Genomic DNA, 17,843 nt, shown 5'->3' with positions numbered 1-17,843 from the left:
GCAACCCTGCCGACCCCCATCGGCGTCAGTCACCCCGGGTACACGGAACCCGACGGCACGACCTGCCTCGTAGGCACCGGTGACCACCGGGCATGGCGGCGGGGACAGCGAGAGGGACCGGGACTCGGAGGCGGCTCACCGGGCGCGGGCGCACCGGACAGGGGGACGGGGATGGGGACGCGGTCGGGGGAGTACGCACGCCCCACGGTCTCCGAGGGCGACGGACACGGCAGCAGGCACGGCGCGGAGGTACGTATGCGGCGGACGGCCCCGGAAGGCCACGGCCCCGTCCGCTACGGGCCGCACCTCCCCGAGGACGGGCTGCCCGTGCTGCCCGAACTCGGCGCCGCACTCGCCGCCGCGGCGACCACCGCCGACGGGGAGCCGGTCGGCGGCGGCACCGCGCTGCGCGAGGCGGCCTGCGGCTACTGGCAGCGCCGCGGACTGCCCGTCGAGCCCGCCGGCGTGGCCGCCGGACCCGGCGCCCCCGCCCTGCTGCTCGCGCTGACCGCCGCGCTCGGCGGCGACGTCCTGGTGCCCCGGCCGTGCGCCGCCTGGTGGGCACCGTACGCACGACTGCTGGGCAGGCCCGTCTTCCATGTGGCGACGCCGGCCGAGTGCGGGGGTGTGCCGGATCCGTACGCCTTGTTGGAAACCGTGCGCCGGGTACGGGACGAGGGCGGGGATCCGCGACTGCTGGTGCTGTCCGTCGCCGACGACCCGACCGCGACCGTCGCGCCTCCCGACGTGCTGCACGCGTGCGTGGAGGCCGCCGTCGAGGAGGGGCTGCACGTGGTCAGCGACGAGACCTGGCGCGACACCGTGCACGCCCCGCACGACTCCGTGCAGCTCAGCCCCGCCGAGATGCGGCCCGACCGGGTCACCGTCGTCACCGACCTGGCCGGCGCCCTGCTGCCGGCGGGCTGGCCGGCCGCGATCGCCCGCTTCCCGGCCGGCGAGGACGGAACCGCCCTCCACGCGCGCGTGCTCGACGTGCTCACCGCCATGGGCGCCCGCGTCGCCGGCCCGATCGCCGCCCCGGCCGCGTACGCCCTGACGGAACCCGCGCCGGTCACCGCGCGCCTCGCCGCCGCCGTACGCCTTCACGCGCGCGTGGCCGCCGCCGCGCACCACGCGGTCGTCGCGGCCGGCGCGGTGTCCCGTCCCCCGCAGGCGGGCCGCCACCTGTACGTCGACCTGGACCCGCTGCGCCCCGCGCTCACCGCGCACGGCGTGGGCGACGCCCAGGAGCTGGAGGACTTCCTCGCCGCCCGGCTCGGCATGCCCGCGCCCGGCGGTCACCGCTTCGGCGACGAACTCGGCGCGCTGCGCGTCCGGTTGTCCACCGGCCCGCTGCTGGGCCGTACGGACGGCGAACGCGCGGAATGCCTCACGTCACCCACGCCGTTGGAACTGCCACACGTGCAACGCGCGTTGATCCGACTGAAGTCGGTCTTCAACGATCTCCGCGACGACGCTCAGCGATGGGAGCCTCCTCGATGACGCAGCAGTCAGAGTCGACCACCACGAGTACGACACCGCAGACGACCATGCCCTCCCCGCTCCCGATGACACCGTTGTCCCCGCTGGCCCCGCCGCCGCCCTCCCCGCCCCTCGCCGAGCCCCGTCCGCTGGGTGAACGGCGGGTGTGGCCGCGGACCTTCCACGACCGTCTGACCGCCCCGTTGCCCGGCCTCAAGGCCACGGCCCGTTTCGCCCGCGAGGGATCCGTGCGCCCCGGGCGCGAGGGCCTCGCCGACATTCCCCGGCTCCCCTTCGAACCCGGCCCGCTGCCCCGCGTCGACGCCCGCACGGTCGCCGTCTCCTGGGCGGGACACGCCAGTTGGGTCGTCCGGATCGGTGGCCTCACCGTGCTCACCGACCCGGTCTGGTCCCGCCGCATCCTCGGCACGCCCGCGCGTATCACCCCGGTGGGCGTCGCCTGGAGCGCCCTGCCGCGCATCGACGCGGTCGTCATCAGCCACAACCACTACGACCACCTGGACGCCCCCACCCTGCGCCGACTCCCGCGCGACACCCCGGTGTTCGTGCCGGCCGGACTCGCGCGCTGGTTCCGACGCCGCAGATTCACCGCCGTGACGGAACTGGACTGGTGGGAGGCGGCCGAACTCGACGGCGTCCGCTTCGACTTCGTCCCCGCCCACCACTGGTCCAAGCGCTCCCTCACCGACACCTGCCGCACCCTGTGGGGCGGTTGGGTGCTCACCGCCCGCGACGGACAGCGCGTGTACTTCGCCGGCGACACGGGCTACGGCCACTGGTTCGACCGCATCGGCCGCCGCTACCCGGGCATCGACCTCGCCCTGCTGCCCATCGGCGCCTACGACCCCCGCTGGTGGCTCAGCGACGTCCACTGCGACCCGGAGGAGGCGGTCCGCGCCACCCAGGACCTCGGCGCCCGCCGCATGGCGCCCATGCACTGGGGCACCTTCGTCCTCTCCGCCGAACCGGTCCTGGAACCCCTGACCCGGGTGCGCACGGCCTGGGAGAAGGCGGGCCTCGCGCGAGAGGACCTGTGGGACCTGCCGGTGGGAGGGTCGCGCGTGCTGGGGGAGTGAGCGCCGGCCTGAGCGAACGTCGGCGCGCTCTAAGCCGGCCGAGGCCTCCGCACCCGTTTCCACAGGCTCGGCGCCAGGCTGATCACCACGGTCAGGGCGACCGCGGCGACCACGCCCTCCCAGGGCTCGTTGAAGAGGGAGCCGCCCAGGACGCCGATGAGCTGGTAGGTGACGGCCCAGGCGAGACAGGCCGGGAGGTTGCCGCGGGCGAAGCGGCGCATCGGCCAGCGGGCCAGGAGACAGGCCAGCATGACCGGAAGGCGGCCCGCCGGGACCAGGCGGGACAGGATCAGTACCGCCACCCCGTGGTCGGCCAGTTTCTCCTGTGCCTGGGTGAGGCGGTCCTCCGGCGCCCGGGAGCGGATCGCCTCCAGCCAGCGCGACCCGTTCTTCGAGTGCAGGCCGCGCCTACCCAGCCAGTACAGCGTCGCGTCCCCGAGGAACGCGGCCAGCGAGGCCGTCACGAAGACCAGCACCATCGCGAGCGGCGCCTCCTCGTGGAAGGCCACCACGGCCGCCGAACTCACCAGCGCCCCCGTCGGGACCACCGGCACCAGCGCCCCGAGCAGCACCAGCAGGAACAGCGTCGGATAGCCGATCGCCTGCTGCGCTGTCTCGGGCGCGGTCGTCGTCGAGGCCGCGGCCAGGGCTATCACCGGGCGACCCCCACACGAACGCTCTCCCCGTGCCCGAGCAGATGCACGGCCACGTCGGGCACGCGCTCGGCCGCGATGCGCACGAACTCCTCGCCGGGGGCGTGGAATTCATGCGGGCGAACCGCGTCCATCCCTATCGGCCAGTACGTGCCGTAGTGCACAGGCACCGCACTGCGCGGCGCGAGCCGGGCCAGCGCCTCGGCCGCCCGCCCCGCGTCCAGATGCCCCTCGCCGAGATGCGGGCCCCAGCCGCCGACCGGCAGCAGTGCCACGTCGATGGGCCCGACCTCCTCGGCCATCGAGTCGAACAGGCCGGTGTCCCCGGCGAAGTACGTCCGTGCCTGGCCCTCGACGACGTAACCGAGCGCGGGCGAGCGGTGCGGGCCGACCGGCAGCCGCCGTCCGTCGTGCCGCGCCGGCACCACTCGTACCACCACATCGCCCACCGGGATCACGTCCCCGGGCGCCACCTCGGTCACCGACAGCCGCGTGAGCCGGCGCAGCCCCGGCACCGCCCGTGGTGCGCCCCGGGGCACCAGCAGGCGCGTGCCCGGATCGAGCCGCTCCAGCGAGGGAACATGCAGGTGGTCGGCGTGCAGATGGGAGATCAGGACCAGGTCCGCACGCCGCGCGTCGGCCGTCGGGACCGCCCCGCGCCGGCGGCGCAGATGCGCGAGCCGGCGTGCGAACAGGGGATCGGTGAGCACACGTACGCCCGAGTCCGCGACCGTGCAGGTGGCGTGACCCCACCAGGTGATCTCCACCGGCACTTCTTTGCCTCCTTCGCGCGACTCCCCGAAGCCTACGGGCTGGAGTAGGGTCGGCGGCGAAACCCGGAGGTGAGGGGGACGCCATGGGACCGGTGCGGGTCACTGCGATCGCGAGTCTGACGCCGCTCGAAGAGCTGGACGACGACCCCTTCCTCGTGGACTCCCGCAGCCAGCACGCCATGTGCGCCCGCTGGGCCGCCGAGCGGGGCTACAGCGTCAGCCGGGAGCTGCTGGTCCGGGGACTGCGGGCCGACCACTGCGTGCTGTGGGACGGGGTCCGCCCCGGGTCCGACCTGTTCGTGGCGCCCAGCCGACGGGTCCTGGAGAGCGCGCTGTCGTCCGTCGAGGAGTTCACCGCGGAGTGCGCGCGACGCGGGGTGCGGGTGGAGACCGTGGGATCCGCGGAGCCCGCCTACGACGCGCAGATGAAGGCGCGGGTGCACCGCCGCCTGTCGATGCCGACGGCCGGATACGACGGCCGCTGACCCGGTACAGGCCTGCTGTCGGGAAACCGGTCGGTCCGGGCCGTATGACAGGGTAGGGAGACAGGGGCCCGCTCCGGCGTCGGGCCGGGACGTGAGGTGGCAGGGCGTGCGTGGCGGGCGTTGGCGGCGGATCGCCAGTCAGATGGGGCGCAGCGTCGCCGTGTGGGCCGTCTCCACGGTCACCATGCTCGTGCTCGCCGGGATCCTGCCCGACTTCCAGATCCAGTCACCGAGCGGCGACAGCGCGACCCGGATAGCGGTCACCGCGGCGTTCGCCGCCGGCGCGTTCGGTCTGCTGTCGGCGCTGGTGTGGCCGCTGCTCGTACGGCTGCTGCTGCTCGTACCCGCCCTGGTTCTCGGCCTGTTGGTGTTCGTGCTCAACGGGTCCCTGCTGCTGATCGCGCTGCGGATCAACCCGTCGGGCCGGGGCGAGGTGGCCCCGGAGACCGCCGTCGTGGTGGCCGCGGTGATGTCCGCCGTCGCCTCCGCCACCGGCGGTGCGCTGGCCGTGCGCGACGACGACGCCTACCGCCGCCGCCTCTACCGCCTCGCCGACCGTCGCAGCGGCCCCGGTCCGACCGGCCCGTCCAGCCCCGGCACCGTCTTCCTGCAACTCGACGGCGTCGGACACGACGTGCTGCTCGCCGCCGTCGGCAAGGGCCTGATGCCCACCGTCGCCGGCTGGCTGGAGGGCAGCCACCGGCTCACCCCGTGGCGCACCGACTGGTCCAGCCAGACCGGCGCCAGCCAGCTCGGCATCCTGCACGGCAGCAACTTCGACGTGCCCGCCTTCCGCTGGTACGAGAAGGACACCCGCGAGGTCATGGTCTGCAACCGGCCGACCAGCGCCGCCGAACTCCAGCGGCGGGCCGTCGAGCGCACCGGCGACGGCGGCCTGCTCAGCGCCGACGGCGCCAGCCGCGGCAACCTGTTCAGCGGCGGCGCCGACGAACAGGCCCTCGTCCTGTCCATCGCCACCCGCAGGCGCGGGCGCGAGAACCGCTCCAGGGCGGGCTATTTCGCCTACTTCTCCGACCCGGCCAACGCCGTGCGCACCGCGATGTCGTTCGTCGCCGAGGTCGGCCGCGAGATCGGCCAGTCCACCCGCACCCGCGTCTGCAAGCAGCGCCCGCGCGTCAAGCGCGGCGGCCTCTACCCCTTCATCCGTGCCTTCGCGACCGTCGTCGAACGTGACGTCGTGGTCGCCGCGGTGATGGGCGACATGTTCGCCGGGCGCACCTCCGTCTACGCGGACCTGGTGGCGTACGACGAGGTGGCCCACCACTCCGGGCCGCGCAGCCGGGACACCGAGAAGGTCCTCGCCCGCCTCGACCGCTCCCTCGCGCTGATCCAGAACGCCTCGGAGCACGCCCCGCGGCCGTACCGGATCGTGCTGCTGTCCGACCACGGCCAGAGCCCCGGCGAGACCTTCCGGTCCCGCTACGGCCTGGGCCTGGGGGAGTTGGTGCGGGCCGGCTGCGGGCTGCCCGTGCCGCGCAAGGCGCAGCGCACGCACAGCGGGGCCGAGGCGCGTGCCGCGGTGCGGGCCGCGCTGCGGCGGCCGGTCGAGGAGGGCGGCGAACAGCACCGGCCCTCCCGCCGCTCCGAGCCGATCGTCCTGGCCTCGGGCAACCTCGGCCTGATCTCCTTCCCGGACGTGCCGCACCGGATGAGCAAGGAGGAGATCGACGCCCGCCACCCGGCCCTGCTGACCACCCTCGCCAACCACCCCGGCATCGGCTTCCTGCTGGTGCGCAGCGAGGAGCACGGCGGGGTCGTGCTCGGGGCATACGGCGCTGAGATCCCGTTGGACCGACTCGACGGGGATCCGGGGCCGTTGGGGGCGTTCGGGGCCGGCGCGGCCGACGCCGTGCGGCGCACGCACGGCTTTCCGCACACCGCCGACATCATGGTCAACTCCGCCCACGACCCGGCCGACGGCGAAGTCCTGGCGTTCGAGGAGCAGATCGGGTCGCACGGGGGGCTCGGCGGGGCGCAGGGCAGGCCGTTCCTGCTCTCCCCGGTCGCGTTCTCCCCGCCGGTCCAGGAGGGCTGCGAACTGGTCGGGGCCGAGTCGGTGCACCGGGTGCTGCTGCGCTGGCTGCGGGAGACGGACGGGCCACAGGTGCCGTTGCCCGCTCGGGAGGACCGCGCGGCGTAGCGGCTCGCGTGGAACGGGCGGCGGAAAAATCGGCTGCGTCGCATCGGCTCCCCGCACACACTGGTCGTATCGGACGTCGCGGGTCCCGCGCGCCACTCGACCCTTCCCAGGAGCCACTGCGTGCAGGCAGCCGTCACCGTCACTCCCGCCCGGATACCCGAACTGCTGCTCGGCCTCGCCACCGTGCGGCCGGTCTTCCTCTGGGGCGCGCCCGGCATCGGAAAGTCCTCCCTGGTAAGGGAGTTCGCCGCGTCGCTGGGTCTTGAGTGCGTGAGTCTGCTCGGCACCCAGCTCGCGCCCGAGGACCTGATCGGGGTGCCGCAGATCCGGGACGGGCGCTCGGTGTTCTGCCCGCCGGAGGCCATCGCCCGCGACGAGCCGTACTGCCTGTTCCTGGACGAGCTGAACGCGGCCTCGCCGGACGTGCAGAAGGCGTTCTACTCGCTGATCCTGGACCGCCGCATCGGCACCTACGAGCTGCCGAGGGGCTCGATCGTCATCGGCGCGGGCAACCGCGCCACCGACAACGCGCTCGCCCGTCCCATCGCCTCCGCCCTGGTCAACCGGCTCGCCCACGTCCACCTGGAGGCCTCCGCCACGGACTGGCTGATCTGGGCCGCGAACAACGGCATCCACCCCTGGGTCCTCGACCACCTCACCGACCGGCCCGACCACCTGTGGTCCAAGCCGCCGAAGACCGAGGAGCCGTTCTCCACGCCCCGCTCCTGGCACATGCTCTCCGACGCGCTGCACTCCTTCGGCCGCGACCTCGACGAGGAGACCCTGAAGGTGCTCGCGCACGGCACGCTGACGCCCACGCACGCCACCGCCTTCTGCGGCTACGTCAAGATCGTGCGCAGCCAGTACGGCATCGAGGCCATCATCAAGGGCGACGCCGGCTGGCCGCACCGCATGCAGGACCGCGACCTGCTTTACTACCTCGCCGAGTCCTTCCGCGGCCGCCTGGTCAAGGAACTCCCGGTCAGCAAGGACCACATGTCGGCCACCGGCCGCCAGACGGCGTACCGCGCCAAGTCGTTGCTCGTGCAGCTCGCCGAGATCTCCGTCGAGGTCGCGCAGACCGTCATCGCCTCCGACGCCGACGGCAACCCCGTGCTGCCCTCGTGGTTCCTCGTCGAGGCGGCCCGGGACATGCCGCGCCTGGTGGAGGCGCGTCGGTGAGCCGGGCCCGGACCAAGGGCGAGAGGAAGCGGGACCTCGCGGCCGAGGCCTTCGCCGAGGGGATGCGCCTTGTCGGGGCCAACCCGGCGCTCGCGGCAGTGGAGTTCACCGTCTGCCGGCACGAGGACTGCCGACTCGCGCCCCGGGACGGCCTGGTGCGCGTCGACTCCGACGGCGACCTGCACGCCCACCCCCAGCGCCTCGCCGAACCCGCCGACTGGGCCTGGGCGGTGGCGCACGCCGTGCTCCACCTCGGCTTCGGACACGTGCCGGCCGTCAAGGGCGAGCGCACCCAGCCGGACCGCTTCGACCTCGCCGCGCGCTGCGTCATCGTCAACCGCTTCCTGCTCGGCTTCACCATCGGCCGCACCCCCGAGGAACTGCCCACCGCCTACCCCGACGGCGACGAGGAGCAAGTCGCCGCGCGCTGGCGGCGGGACGGCCTCCCGGCCGCGTACGAGCACTGCGGTACGGCGGGCGGCGAGCCCGACCAGCTGCTCCTGCCCTGGCACGGCTGGCTCGGTCAACCCCCGGACTGGCAGCTGGCGTTCGCCACCGCGCTGACCCGGACCGTGTCCGCGGCGATGGACATGGCGGGCGGCCGCCGTGACTCCCTGACCGGACAGACCGCCGAACTACGGCCCTGGCAGCGGGCGTTGAGCTGGTTCGTCTCCTCCTACCCGCTGCTCGGCGGCATCGCGGCCGGCATCAAGCTGGTCGCCGACGCCGAACTCGCCCGTGCTCACGGCATCGCGGTGGCCGCCGTCAACACCGAGGCCGGCGAGATCTACGTCAACCCGCTGCGGACCTTCGACGACGAGGAGTGGCGGTTCATCCTCGGCCACGAGATGCTGCACGCCGCCCTGCGCCACGGCGACCGCTGCGGCACCCGCGACCCCTATCTCTTCAACATCGCCTGCGACTACGTCGTCAACGGCTGGCTGAGCGAGATGCAGGTCGGCACGATGCCCGAAGGACTGCTGTACGACCGCGAGTTGAGGGGCCTGTCCGCCGAGGAGGTCTACGACCGGATCGCCGGCGACCTGCGCCGCATGCGCCGCCTGGCCACCCTGCGCGGCAAGGGCGTCGGTGACGTGCTCGGCGCCCCGCTGGGCCCGCCCGGCGACTACGTCGACCTCGACGAGTTCTACCGGCGGGGCCTGTGCCAGGGCCTCGACCTGCACCAGCAGCAGGAGCGCGGCCACCTGCCCGGCGGCCTGATCGAGGAGATCCGCGCCCTCAGTCACCCGCCACTGCCCTGGGACGCCCAACTGGCCCGCTGGTTCGACGAGTTCGTGCCCCGACCCGAACCGGTCCGCTCCTACGCCCGTCCCTCGCGCCGTCAGTCCTCCACCCCCGACATCCCGCGCGCGGGCCGGTACTTCCCGCCCGAGGAGATCGCCCGCTGCACCTTCGGCGTGGTCCTCGACACCTCCGGCTCCATGGACCGCGTCCTGCTCGGCAAGGCACTCGGCGCGATCGCCTCGTACGCCGAGGCCCGTGACGTACCGGCCGCCCGCGTCGTCTTCTGCGACGCGGCCGCGCACGACGCCGGTTTCGTGCCGGTGACGGAGATCGCCGGCCGCGTCCGGGTGCACGGCCGCGGCGGTACGGTCCTCCAGCCCGGCATCGACCTCCTGCACCGCGCCGACGACTTCCCGCCCGGCGCCCCGATCCTGGTCATCACCGACGGCTGGTGCGACGTCCTGCGCGTGCGACGCGAGCACGCGTACCTGATCCCGCAGGGCGCCCGACTGCCGTTCAGCGCGCGGGGGCCGGTGTTCCGGGTGCGCTGACCTCACGGCGTGGACGACCGTCCTACCGGTCATGTGGGTGCACCGGCCGAAGGTGTGATCGGATGGTGCCCTGGCACCCGGATACGGGTCCCGCACGGGACCCCACCCGAAAGGAACAATCGTGGCAACCACGCGCTCCGCACACACCGTCTGGGAAGGCAACCTGATCGAGGGCCAAGGTGTCGTGAACTTCGACTCCTCCGGTGCCATCGAGGCGCAGCCGGTCACGTGGGCTTCGCGCTCCCAGGACGCCAACGGCAAGACCAGCCCGGAAGAGCTGATCGCCGCCGCGCACTCCAGCTGCTTCTCCATGGCGCTGTCGCACGCCCTCAACGGCGCCGGCACCCCGCCCACCAAGCTCGTCACCTCGGCCGACGTGAACTTCCAGCCGGGTGAGGGCATCACCGGCATCCACCTCACGGTCGAGGGCACGGTCCCCGGCATCGACGACGAGACCTTCGTCGCCGCCGCCGAGGACGCCAAGAAGAACTGCCCGGTCAGCCAGGCGCTCTCCGGCACGACCATCACGCTGTCGGCCAAGCTCGCCTGACCCCGTAGTCGGTCCCTTCTTCGGTGCCGCGTTTCCCGATCGGAGGCGCGGCATCGTCGTTTCCGGGTAGGCGGCATTGACAACAGCGCACTCAAGTTTTGTGCTGTAGTCGGGGAAGTGCCCTGGCGGAAGGGGACCGAAATGGCACGTGCGGTCGGGATCGATCTGGGGACCACGAACTCGGTGGTCGCCGTCCTGGAGGGCGGCGAACCCACCGTCGTCGCCAACGCGGAGGGAGCCAGGACCACACCGTCGGTGGTGGCCTTCGCCAAGAACGGGGAAGTGCTGGTCGGCGAGGTCGCCAAGCGGCAGGCCGTGACGAACGTGGAGCGCACCGCGCGCTCGGTGAAGCGGTACATGGGCGACGCGGAGTGGCGTTTCCCCGCGGAGGGTTCGATCGACGGGACCCGCTACCGGGCGCAGGAGTTGTCAGCCCGGGTGCTGCAGAAGCTGAAGCGGGACGCCGAGGCCTACCTCGGTGAGGACGTCACGGACGCGGTGATCACCGTGCCGGCGTACTTCGACGACTCGCAGCGGCAGGCGACCAAGGAGGCCGGGGAGGTCGCGGGCCTGAAGGTGCTGCGGATCATCAACGAGCCGACGGCGGCCGCGCTCGCCTACGGTCTGGACCGGGGCGAGGAGCAGACCGTGCTGGTCTTCGACCTCGGCGGCGGCACCTTCGACGTGTCGTTGCTGGAGATCGGCGACGGTGTCATCGAGGTCAAGGCGACCAACGGCGACACCCACTTGGGCGGTGACGACTGGGATCAGCGGGTCGTCGAGTACCTGGTCAAGAAGTTCAAGGGGCAGCAGGGCATCGACCTCGGCACCGACAAGATGGCCCTGCAACGGCTGCGCGAGGGCGCCGAGAAGGCCAAGATCGAGCTGTCGAGCTCGACCGAGACCACCATCAACCTGCCCTACATCACGGCCTCCGCGGCCGGGCCGCTGCACCTCGACGAGAAGATGACCCGGGCGCAGTTCCAGGAGCTGACCGCCGATCTCCTCGACCGCTGCAAGACGCCCTTCCACCAGGCGATCAAGGACGCGAACGTGCCGCTGGCGGCGATCGACCACGTCATCCTGGTCGGCGGCTCGACCCGTATGCCCGCGGTCACCGACCTGGTCAAGGAACTCACCGGCAAGGACCCGCACAAGGGCGTCAACCCGGACGAGGTCGTCGCCGTCGGCGCGGCCCTCCAGGCGGGCGTCATCCGCGGCGACGTCAAGGACGTCCTGCTGCTCGACGTCACCCCGCTGTCCCTCGGCATCGAGACCAAGGGCGGCATCATGACCAAGCTGATCGAGCGCAACACCACGATCCCGACCCGGCGTTCGGAGATCTTCACGACCGCCGCCGACAACCAGCCCTCGGTCGGCATCCAGGTCTACCAGGGCGAACGCGAAATCGCCGCGTACAACAAGAAGTTGGGCGTCTTCGACCTCACCGGTCTGCCGCCCGCGCCGCGCGGGGTGCCGCAGATCGAGGTCGCGTTCGACATCGACGCCAACGGCATCATGCACGTCTCCGCCAAGGACCTCGCGACCGGCCGCGAGCAGAAGATGACGGTCACCGGCGGCTCCGCGCTCCCGAAGAACGACATCGACCGCATGATGCGGGAGGCCGAGCAGTACGCCGACGAGGACCGCAAGCGCCGGGAGGCCGCCGAGACCCGCAACCAGGCCGAGCAACTCGTCTACCAGACCGAGAAGTTCGTCCGCGAGAACGAGGAGCGCGTCCCGGCCGAGACCCGGACCGAGGTCGAGGCCGCGGCCACGGAGCTGAAGGCTCTGCTGGAACAGGACGCCGACACGGCCGCGTTGCGCGCGGGCGTGGAGAAACTCGCCTCCGTCAGCCAGCAGATGGGCCAGGCGATGTACGCCCAGGCCGACCGGCCCGGGACGGACGACTCCGGCGCCAGTACCGGTACCGAGCAGGACACCTCACCGCAGGACGACGAGGGAGTGGTGGACGCGGAGATCGTCGACGAGGACCGGGACCAGAAGGGCGGCGCGGCCTAGGCGCCTACGTGTGCGCGGTCGGGAGGGTGGCGCAGACGGCGTCCAGGACCGACGCGTACGGGGTGCCGAAGCCGGTGAGCCGGGTGCGGAGCCGGTCCAGGGCGGCGCGGTACTCGGTGAGCAGGTCCAGGTTGCCCGTGCGGGCCGTGAACTCCAGGACCGCGGGCAGGAAGTCGGGCAGTTCCTCGTCGGCGAACTCAAGCCCGTGCGTGCGGTACAGCTCCCTGAAGTGGTCCAGGGTCATGCCGCTCCGCCGGGCACCGCCGTCGTGCCACGAACGGAGATACAGGCTGTGCCGGTCGTCGAGGTCGAACACCTGGACGTAGTGCGTGGCAAGCGTCCGGGCCGGGGTGAGGGCCGCGTGGTCGACGAACTCCCTTAGCTGCGGGGCGGCTTCGCGCAGCAGGGGAAGCCGGGCGCGGAAGTCCTCGTCGGGATAGGTCAGGCAGAGCGCGGCCGCCTGGTACAGCACGGCGTCCGAGGGCATCAGGTCTCCTTCCCTCGTCGACCGGGCCGAGAGAGCCACTCGTTTCTCCGCGAGTCCGTGTCCGTCACCTGCGCTCCCTTGCTCGCCCGTGTGTCGAACCTAGGGCGGGGCGGGGGAGCGCACCCGTTCACCGCAGCCGTACGGGTTCAGGCCTTGCGGGCGACCGCGCCGTACAGGGGCACGATGCCCTCCGCCTGGGCCGCCACGTCCTCCGGGTCCGGCCGCCAGCCGTAGACCGAGATGACGCCGGGGCCGAGCAGCTCCAGTCCGTGGAAGAACCGCGAGAACTCGGCCAGGTTGCGCGGGAAGAAGGGGGTGCCGCTGCGCCGGAAGTGGTCGGCGGCCTGCGCGATGGCCTCCGGGTTGAGGTCCGGGGTGACCTGCGACATCACCAGGTAGCTGCCCGGGACGAGGACGTCGACGTACCGCTTGATCAGCCCGTACACGTCGTCGCCCGCGGGGTCCTCGCCCAGGTAGTGGGTGAGCGCGACCAGCGACAGCGCGATCGGCTGCGTGAAGTCGAGGCTCTCGCCGGCCAGCCGCAGGATCGTGTCCGGGTCGCGGACGTCCGCGTGCACGTACTCCGTGCTGCCCTCGGCCGAGCCGTGCAGCAGCGCCTCCGCGTGCCGCAGGACGATCGGGTCGTTGTCCGCGTACACCACCTTCGAGTCCGGGGCGATGCCCTGCGCCACCTGGTGCAGGTTGGGCTCGGTGGGGATGCCCGTGCCGATGTCCAGGAACTGGCGGATGCCGGCCTCGGCGACGGTACGGGTCGCCCGGTGCATGAAGCGGCGGTTGGCGCGCGCCCCGCGCACCGCCGTCCCGTCCGCGGCGAGGATCCGGCGGGCCAGCTCCTCGTCCACCGGGTAGTTGTCCTTGCCGCCCAGCCACCAGTCGTACACCCGGGCCGGGTGCGGCCGGCTGGTGTCTATCTGGACGGGTGCGCCGTCGGATCCGGTCATGCGGAGTCTTCTCCTCGGTGTGGGAAAGGTGCGGTGCGTGACGCAGGAGGTGCCGTGGGGGGAGAAGTGCGGGTGGTTCCGGGCTGTGCTGTGCCGCTCAGGGACGGGCCGCTCAGAAGTCCTCGCGGCACTCCCGCAGCAGCTTCTTGGTGCGCTCGGCCGAGGCCGCGCGCGCCGTCATGTGGTCGAGGACCTCCAGGTGCGCGGAGACCTCGCTGCGGGAGTCGAGGTACAGGGCACCGGTCAGGTACTCGGTGAAGACCATGTCGGGCAGCTCCGGCTCGGCGAAGCGGAACAGGGTGAAGGGCGCGTACGTCCCCGGGTGCGGACCGTCCTCGAACTCGGCGATCTGGAGCGTGACGCGGTCGCGCTCGGCGTACTCCAGGAGCTTGTCCAGCTGTCCGCGCATCACCTCGCCGCGGATGCTCACCGGCCGCCGCAGCACCGTCTCGTCCATGATCACCCACAGGTGGGGCGGGTCGGGCCGGTCAAGGAGACGCTGGCGGGTCATGCGCAGGGTCACATGCCGCTCGATGGCCCCCGGCTCGGTCTGCCCGACCGTGCCCGCCTCCATGACGGCTCGCGCGTAGTCCTCGGTCTGCAGCAGGCCGGGCACGAAGTGCGGCTCGTAGGAGCGGATGAGCCGGGCGGCGCCCTCCAGGCTCACGTACAGGCTGAACCAGTCCGGCAGCACGTCGTGGAAGCGTTGCCACCAGCCCGGCCGGTTCGCCTCCTCGGCCAGCGTGACGAACGCCGTCGCCTCTTCCTCCGCGACCCCGTACGTCTCCAGCAGCACCTGGACATACGGGATCTTCAACGCGACGTCGGCCATTTCCATCCGCCGTACGGTCGCCGGAGCCACCCGCAGTACCCGGGCGGCCTCCTCACGCTTGAGGCCGGCCGCCTCCCGGAGTTCCTGCAGGCGCTTGCCGAGCACCACCTGGCCCACGGTGGGCGCGGGACGCCGCTCACTCACGTCACGCCTCCCCTACGCGCCGAAGTATGCGCGAAGCAGTGTTTCATGTTCCGCCGACAGTCTCATGGGATCCGGGTGAGGCATATGCCTCACCGGTAATCTCCCTCCTCATTACCCCAGACGTAATCGACTCGCCGCGCGACGCGCGGGACCGTGAGGACATCGGGTTCCGGGCCGGCGCACTCCGGTCCGGAACCCGGCCTGGCGCCGGGTCGTCAGGACAGCAGCGACCGAAGGTACTTCGCGGTCGCCGGGTCGGCCGGGAGCAGCGTCTCGATGGCCAGCTCGGCGACCGTCACGTCCATCGGGGTGTTGAACGTGGAGATCGACGAGATGAACGACAGCGTCCGGCCCTCGTGCTCAAGCCGCATCGGCAGCGCGAAGTACGGTACGGGCTCGGCCGGTTCGGCCGCCGGATCGGCCTCCGGCACCGGGTAGGCGGCGACCTCCTCGTACAGGTCCCGCAGTTGCTCCGAGCGGTGCAGGGCGATCTGGCGCCGCATCTGCTCCAGGAGGTGCCCGCGCCATTCGCGCAGGTTGCGGATGCGCGGTGCCAGGCCCTGTGGGTGCAGGGTCAACCGCATGGCGTTGAGGGGCGGTTGGAGGAGGTGGGCCGGGATGCCGTCGAGCAGGATCGCGACGCCCCGGTTCGCGGCCAGCACTTGATAGGTCGCGTCCACCACCAGCGCCGGATACGGCTCGTAGCACTGGATCAGCCGCTCCACGCCCTCGCGCAGGGCGTCCAGCGCCGGGGAGTCCAGCGGGGTCTCCGGGTAGTGCGGGGCGTAACCGGCCGCCAGCAGAAGGGCGTTGCGCTCGCGTACGGGCACGTCCAGGTGCTCGGCGAGCCGCAGCACCATCTCCTCGCTGGGCCGGGAGCGGCCCGTCTCGATGAAACTGATGTGCCGCGCGGAGGAGTCGGCACGCAGCGCCAGTTCCAGCTGACTCACCCGCCGCTGCTCCCGCCAGGCCCGCAGCAGGGGGCCGACGCCCTTGTCGACGGTGGATGCGGTGGTGGCGGTGGTGGAGTTCCCGTGCGCGGCGGCGGTCATACGACGACCGTAGTCGACGGCCGGTCGCGGGAGCCGGGCGCGGAAACCCCGCACGCTCGGGGCGACCCCCTCTGACCAGCGCGGCGACGCCCCGGACTGTGGCACGCTGAAGAGGTGTCCGGCGTTCACGAAGGAGCGATGCCATGCCCGTGGAACCGCTGTCGCAGCAGCAGATCGAGGAGGGGCTGGCCGAGCTGCCGGGGTGGTCGCTCGACGGCGACCTGCTCACCCGCTCCTACCGGCTCGGCACGCACTTCGGGGCGACGGCGATGGTCGTCCACATCGCCCAGGTCCAGGAGGAGCTCGACCACCACTCCGACCTCACCCTCGGCTACAACACCGTGTCGCTGTCGGTGAACACGCACAGCGTCGGCGGCAGGGTCACCGAGCTGGACTTCGCGCTCGCGCGCCGGGTCGAGGAGTTGGCACGGAGCCACGGGGCACACTGACGTCCGTGCTCGACTACGACAAGGAAGCCGACGCCTACGACGCGAGTCGCGGCGGTGAGCCCCGGGCCGCCGCCGCGGCGGACGCCGTACTGGGCCTGGTACCCGCCTCGGTCGACCGACTGCTCGACATCGCCTGCGGTACCGGCATCGTCACCAGGCGGCTCGCGGCGGCGCGGCCCGCCACCCGGGTGACGGGCGCGGATCTGACGTACGCCATGGCCAGGATGGCCGCGAGGCGGCTGCCCGGCGCGATCGTCCTCGCCGACAGCCGCACCCTGCCCTTCCCCGATGCCACCTTCGACGCGGTCACCAGCGTGTGGCTGCTGCACCTGCTCGACGAACCCGAGCAGGTCAGGGCCGTCGTCGCCGAGTGCGCGCGGGTGCTGAAGCCGGGCGGGGTGTATGTCACCACGGTCGACAAGGCCGCCGCGCACGACGTGGGCAGCGACATCGACGCGGTGCTCGCCCCGCGCCCGCGCCGCCCGGCCCCCGACGCCGCCCTGCTGGTGGAGGCGTACGCCGCCGCGCTCGGCCTGCGTCCGGCGGGGCAGGCCCGCTTCAGGGGCCGAGGCCAGGGGCGCAGTCCCCGCCGTACCGCCGCCGACCTGCGCCGCGGCTGGTTCACGCAGTTGCCGCCCGGCGACCCGCTCACCGAACGGTTCGCCGAGCGTCTTGAGGCGCTGCCCGACCAGGAACGGCCGCGCGCCGACCCGGAGTTCACGCTGCGGGCCTTCAGGAAGCCGACGGCCGACTGAAGTCCATGGTCCAGTTGGTCAGCCAGGTCTGTCCGTCGTCGAGGGAGAAGGCCTGCTCCCAGCGAGGGCGCTCCGGTGCCGCGACCGTCCAGACGTACCGCACCCGTACGTCCTTGCCTTGGTGTGTGTCGTCGCCGTGGAACTCACCCCGGTCTCCGTCGAATTGACCGGTCACCGGCGGGAAGAGAGTGCCGCTGCGGCTCGATGCCCAGTACAGCGTCCACCGCTCGGTCCCCCGGTCGAAGAGCCGCAGGGTCGCGCCCTTGGCCCCGAGGTGGGGCAGGTCGATCTCGTCGACGTTCGCGGCCCCGTCGAACAGCGGCCGGCAGCGGCTCGTGGCCGGGAACTCCTCCCACCCGCTCTCCGGGTCGAGGAAGTCGGTGCGGCGACGGTTGACCACCTGCCACTCGCCGTGGAAGAAGTCGAAGTCGTGCGGGCTGCTGCTCATGAACGGTCTCCCGTCGTTCCCTCGGGCAGGGAGTCGGCCAAGTAGGCGTCGAGATCCGGGACGTCGGGCGCGAGCAGGTGCCGTACCCAGGCGTCCCGTTCGTGCAGGATCGGCGGCAGTTCCCAGACGCACCCGATCCACGGCAGGTCGGGCCGGATGAAGTGGGTGGGGTCGTCGTCCGGGCAGCCGAGCACCGGCTGGCCCGCCGAGGCGCCCCGGAAGTGCAGCACGTTGTCCCACACCCAGCTGTAGGCGTTGAGATAGGCGCCGGTGTCGCCGCCCTTGTGCAGCACCACGAAGGTGGCCGGCGGAGTGCCGTCCGGCTCCGGCAGCAGCTCCGGCAGGATCGCGTACGCCGCCTTCTCGATGTCGGGAGCGATGCCCGCCGGGTCGGAGGTGACGTGGTAGCGCTTGATGTGCCGGCCGGCCAGTTCGATCGGGGGTGGCACGGTGAGCAGTTTCTCGGTGAAGGCCATGGCGGCACGCTAGGACGCCTTCACTGACACCATGTGT

The 17,843-nt window shown here is 72.3% G+C and carries 18 protein-coding genes; 10 read left to right on the top strand and 8 right to left on the bottom strand.

Going from position 1 to position 17,843, the window contains the following annotated elements; genetic code table 11:
- Window positions 1–255: 255 nt before the first annotated feature.
- Window positions 256–1,503, top strand: a complete 1,248-nt coding sequence (locus ACIQI8_RS06435; RefSeq protein ID WP_402346733.1) for an aminotransferase class I/II-fold pyridoxal phosphate-dependent enzyme — start codon at window positions 256–258, stop codon at window positions 1,501–1,503.
- Entirely contained in the window at window positions 1,500–2,579 is a 1,080-nt protein-coding gene (locus ACIQI8_RS06430; protein ID WP_402345490.1) for an MBL fold metallo-hydrolase, read from the top strand. Before ACIQI8_RS06435 ends, ACIQI8_RS06430 begins: the two co-directional genes overlap by 4 nt.
- 29 nt (window positions 2,580–2,608) lie before the next feature.
- Here ACIQI8_RS06430 and ACIQI8_RS06425 read toward each other — a convergent pair whose 3' ends face one another.
- Both ACIQI8_RS06425 and ACIQI8_RS06420 read right to left on the bottom strand, forming a co-directional pair.
- Window positions 2,609–3,235, bottom strand: coding sequence for a DedA family protein (locus ACIQI8_RS06425; RefSeq protein ID WP_402345488.1), 627 nt, complete (start codon window positions 3,233–3,235; stop codon window positions 2,609–2,611).
- The gene (locus ACIQI8_RS06420) at window positions 3,232–4,005 is read right to left on the bottom strand and encodes an MBL fold metallo-hydrolase (protein ID WP_402345486.1); all 774 of its coding nucleotides are present in this window, start codon (window positions 4,003–4,005) and stop codon (window positions 3,232–3,234) included. The genes ACIQI8_RS06425 and ACIQI8_RS06420 overlap by 4 nt, the downstream gene beginning before the upstream one ends.
- 83 nt (window positions 4,006–4,088) lie before the next feature.
- Between ACIQI8_RS06420 and ACIQI8_RS06415 the strand changes: the two genes are divergently transcribed.
- The 6 genes from ACIQI8_RS06415 to dnaK all read left to right on the top strand — a co-directional run bounded on the left by ACIQI8_RS06415 (window position 4,089) and on the right by dnaK (window position 12,201).
- Window positions 4,089–4,490 (top strand): hypothetical protein, encoded by a 402-nt coding sequence (locus ACIQI8_RS06415; protein ID WP_402345484.1) that lies wholly within the window; start codon window positions 4,089–4,091, stop codon window positions 4,488–4,490.
- Window positions 4,491–4,632: 142 nt separating this feature from the next.
- The gene (locus ACIQI8_RS06410) at window positions 4,633–6,651 is read left to right on the top strand and encodes a phage holin family protein (protein WP_402346731.1); all 2,019 of its coding nucleotides are present in this window, start codon (window positions 4,633–4,635) and stop codon (window positions 6,649–6,651) included.
- Between the two features lie 120 nt (window positions 6,652–6,771).
- Window positions 6,772–7,833, top strand: a complete 1,062-nt coding sequence (locus ACIQI8_RS06405; RefSeq protein ID WP_402345482.1) for an ATP-binding protein — start codon at window positions 6,772–6,774, stop codon at window positions 7,831–7,833.
- A gap of 62 nt (window positions 7,834–7,895) precedes the next feature.
- Window positions 7,896–9,629: a hypothetical protein gene (locus ACIQI8_RS06400; protein ID WP_402346729.1), complete on the top strand. Its 1,734-nt coding sequence runs from the start codon at window positions 7,896–7,898 to the stop codon at window positions 9,627–9,629.
- 121 nt (window positions 9,630–9,750) lie between these two features.
- The gene (locus tag ACIQI8_RS06395) at window positions 9,751–10,179 is read left to right on the top strand and encodes an OsmC family protein (protein WP_402345480.1); all 429 of its coding nucleotides are present in this window, start codon (window positions 9,751–9,753) and stop codon (window positions 10,177–10,179) included.
- Window positions 10,180–10,320: 141 nt separating this feature from the next.
- Window positions 10,321–12,201, top strand: coding sequence for a molecular chaperone DnaK (gene dnaK / locus ACIQI8_RS06390; protein ID WP_402345478.1), 1,881 nt, complete (start codon window positions 10,321–10,323; stop codon window positions 12,199–12,201).
- 4 nt (window positions 12,202–12,205) lie between these two features.
- On the opposite strand, the gene narJ is transcribed toward dnaK, so the two are convergent.
- The 4 genes from narJ to ACIQI8_RS06370 form a co-directional block, all read right to left on the bottom strand.
- Window positions 12,206–12,688, bottom strand: a complete 483-nt coding sequence (gene narJ, locus ACIQI8_RS06385) for a nitrate reductase molybdenum cofactor assembly chaperone (protein WP_402345476.1) — start codon at window positions 12,686–12,688, stop codon at window positions 12,206–12,208.
- A 146-nt stretch (window positions 12,689–12,834) separates the two neighbouring features.
- Window positions 12,835–13,650 (bottom strand): SAM-dependent methyltransferase, encoded by an 816-nt coding sequence (locus ACIQI8_RS06380; protein ID WP_402345474.1) that lies wholly within the window; start codon window positions 13,648–13,650, stop codon window positions 12,835–12,837.
- Window positions 13,651–13,762: 112 nt separating this feature from the next.
- Window positions 13,763–14,626 (bottom strand): helix-turn-helix domain-containing protein, encoded by an 864-nt coding sequence (locus ACIQI8_RS06375; protein ID WP_402345472.1) that lies wholly within the window; start codon window positions 14,624–14,626, stop codon window positions 13,763–13,765.
- A gap of 215 nt (window positions 14,627–14,841) precedes the next feature.
- Complete coding sequence (locus tag ACIQI8_RS06370) at window positions 14,842–15,678, bottom strand: helix-turn-helix domain-containing protein (protein WP_402345470.1); 837 nt, start codon at window positions 15,676–15,678, stop codon at window positions 14,842–14,844.
- 143 nt (window positions 15,679–15,821) lie between these two features.
- On the opposite strand from ACIQI8_RS06370, the gene ACIQI8_RS06365 reads away from it, so the two are divergent.
- Together ACIQI8_RS06365 and ACIQI8_RS06360 are read left to right on the top strand one after the other, a co-directional pair.
- Window positions 15,822–16,127: a 4a-hydroxytetrahydrobiopterin dehydratase gene (locus ACIQI8_RS06365; RefSeq protein WP_402345469.1), complete on the top strand. Its 306-nt coding sequence runs from the start codon at window positions 15,822–15,824 to the stop codon at window positions 16,125–16,127.
- Window positions 16,128–16,132: 5 nt separating this feature from the next.
- Window positions 16,133–16,882 carry a class I SAM-dependent methyltransferase gene (locus tag ACIQI8_RS06360; protein ID WP_402345467.1) on the top strand — a complete coding sequence of 250 codons (750 nt, stop codon included), beginning with the start codon at window positions 16,133–16,135 and terminating at the stop codon, window positions 16,880–16,882.
- Here ACIQI8_RS06360 and ACIQI8_RS06355 read toward each other — a convergent pair.
- Together ACIQI8_RS06355 and ACIQI8_RS06350 are read right to left on the bottom strand one after the other, a co-directional pair.
- Entirely contained in the window at window positions 16,860–17,330 is a 471-nt protein-coding gene (locus tag ACIQI8_RS06355) for a hypothetical protein (RefSeq protein ID WP_402345465.1), read from the bottom strand. The genes ACIQI8_RS06360 and ACIQI8_RS06355 overlap by 23 nt on opposite strands.
- A complete protein-coding gene (locus tag ACIQI8_RS06350) occupies window positions 17,327–17,806 on the bottom strand; it encodes a hypothetical protein (RefSeq protein ID WP_402345463.1) in 480 nt (159 codons plus the stop codon). Before ACIQI8_RS06350 ends, ACIQI8_RS06355 begins: the two co-directional genes overlap by 4 nt.
- Window positions 17,807–17,843: the final 37 nt, after the last annotated feature.

This window comes from Streptomyces sp. NPDC092369, from assembly GCF_044755245.1.
Taxonomy (GTDB): domain Bacteria; phylum Actinomycetota; class Actinomycetes; order Streptomycetales; family Streptomycetaceae; genus Streptomyces.
The sequence above is the reverse complement of the archived record's forward strand: the minus strand, read 5'-3'. Positions and strand labels throughout refer to the sequence as shown.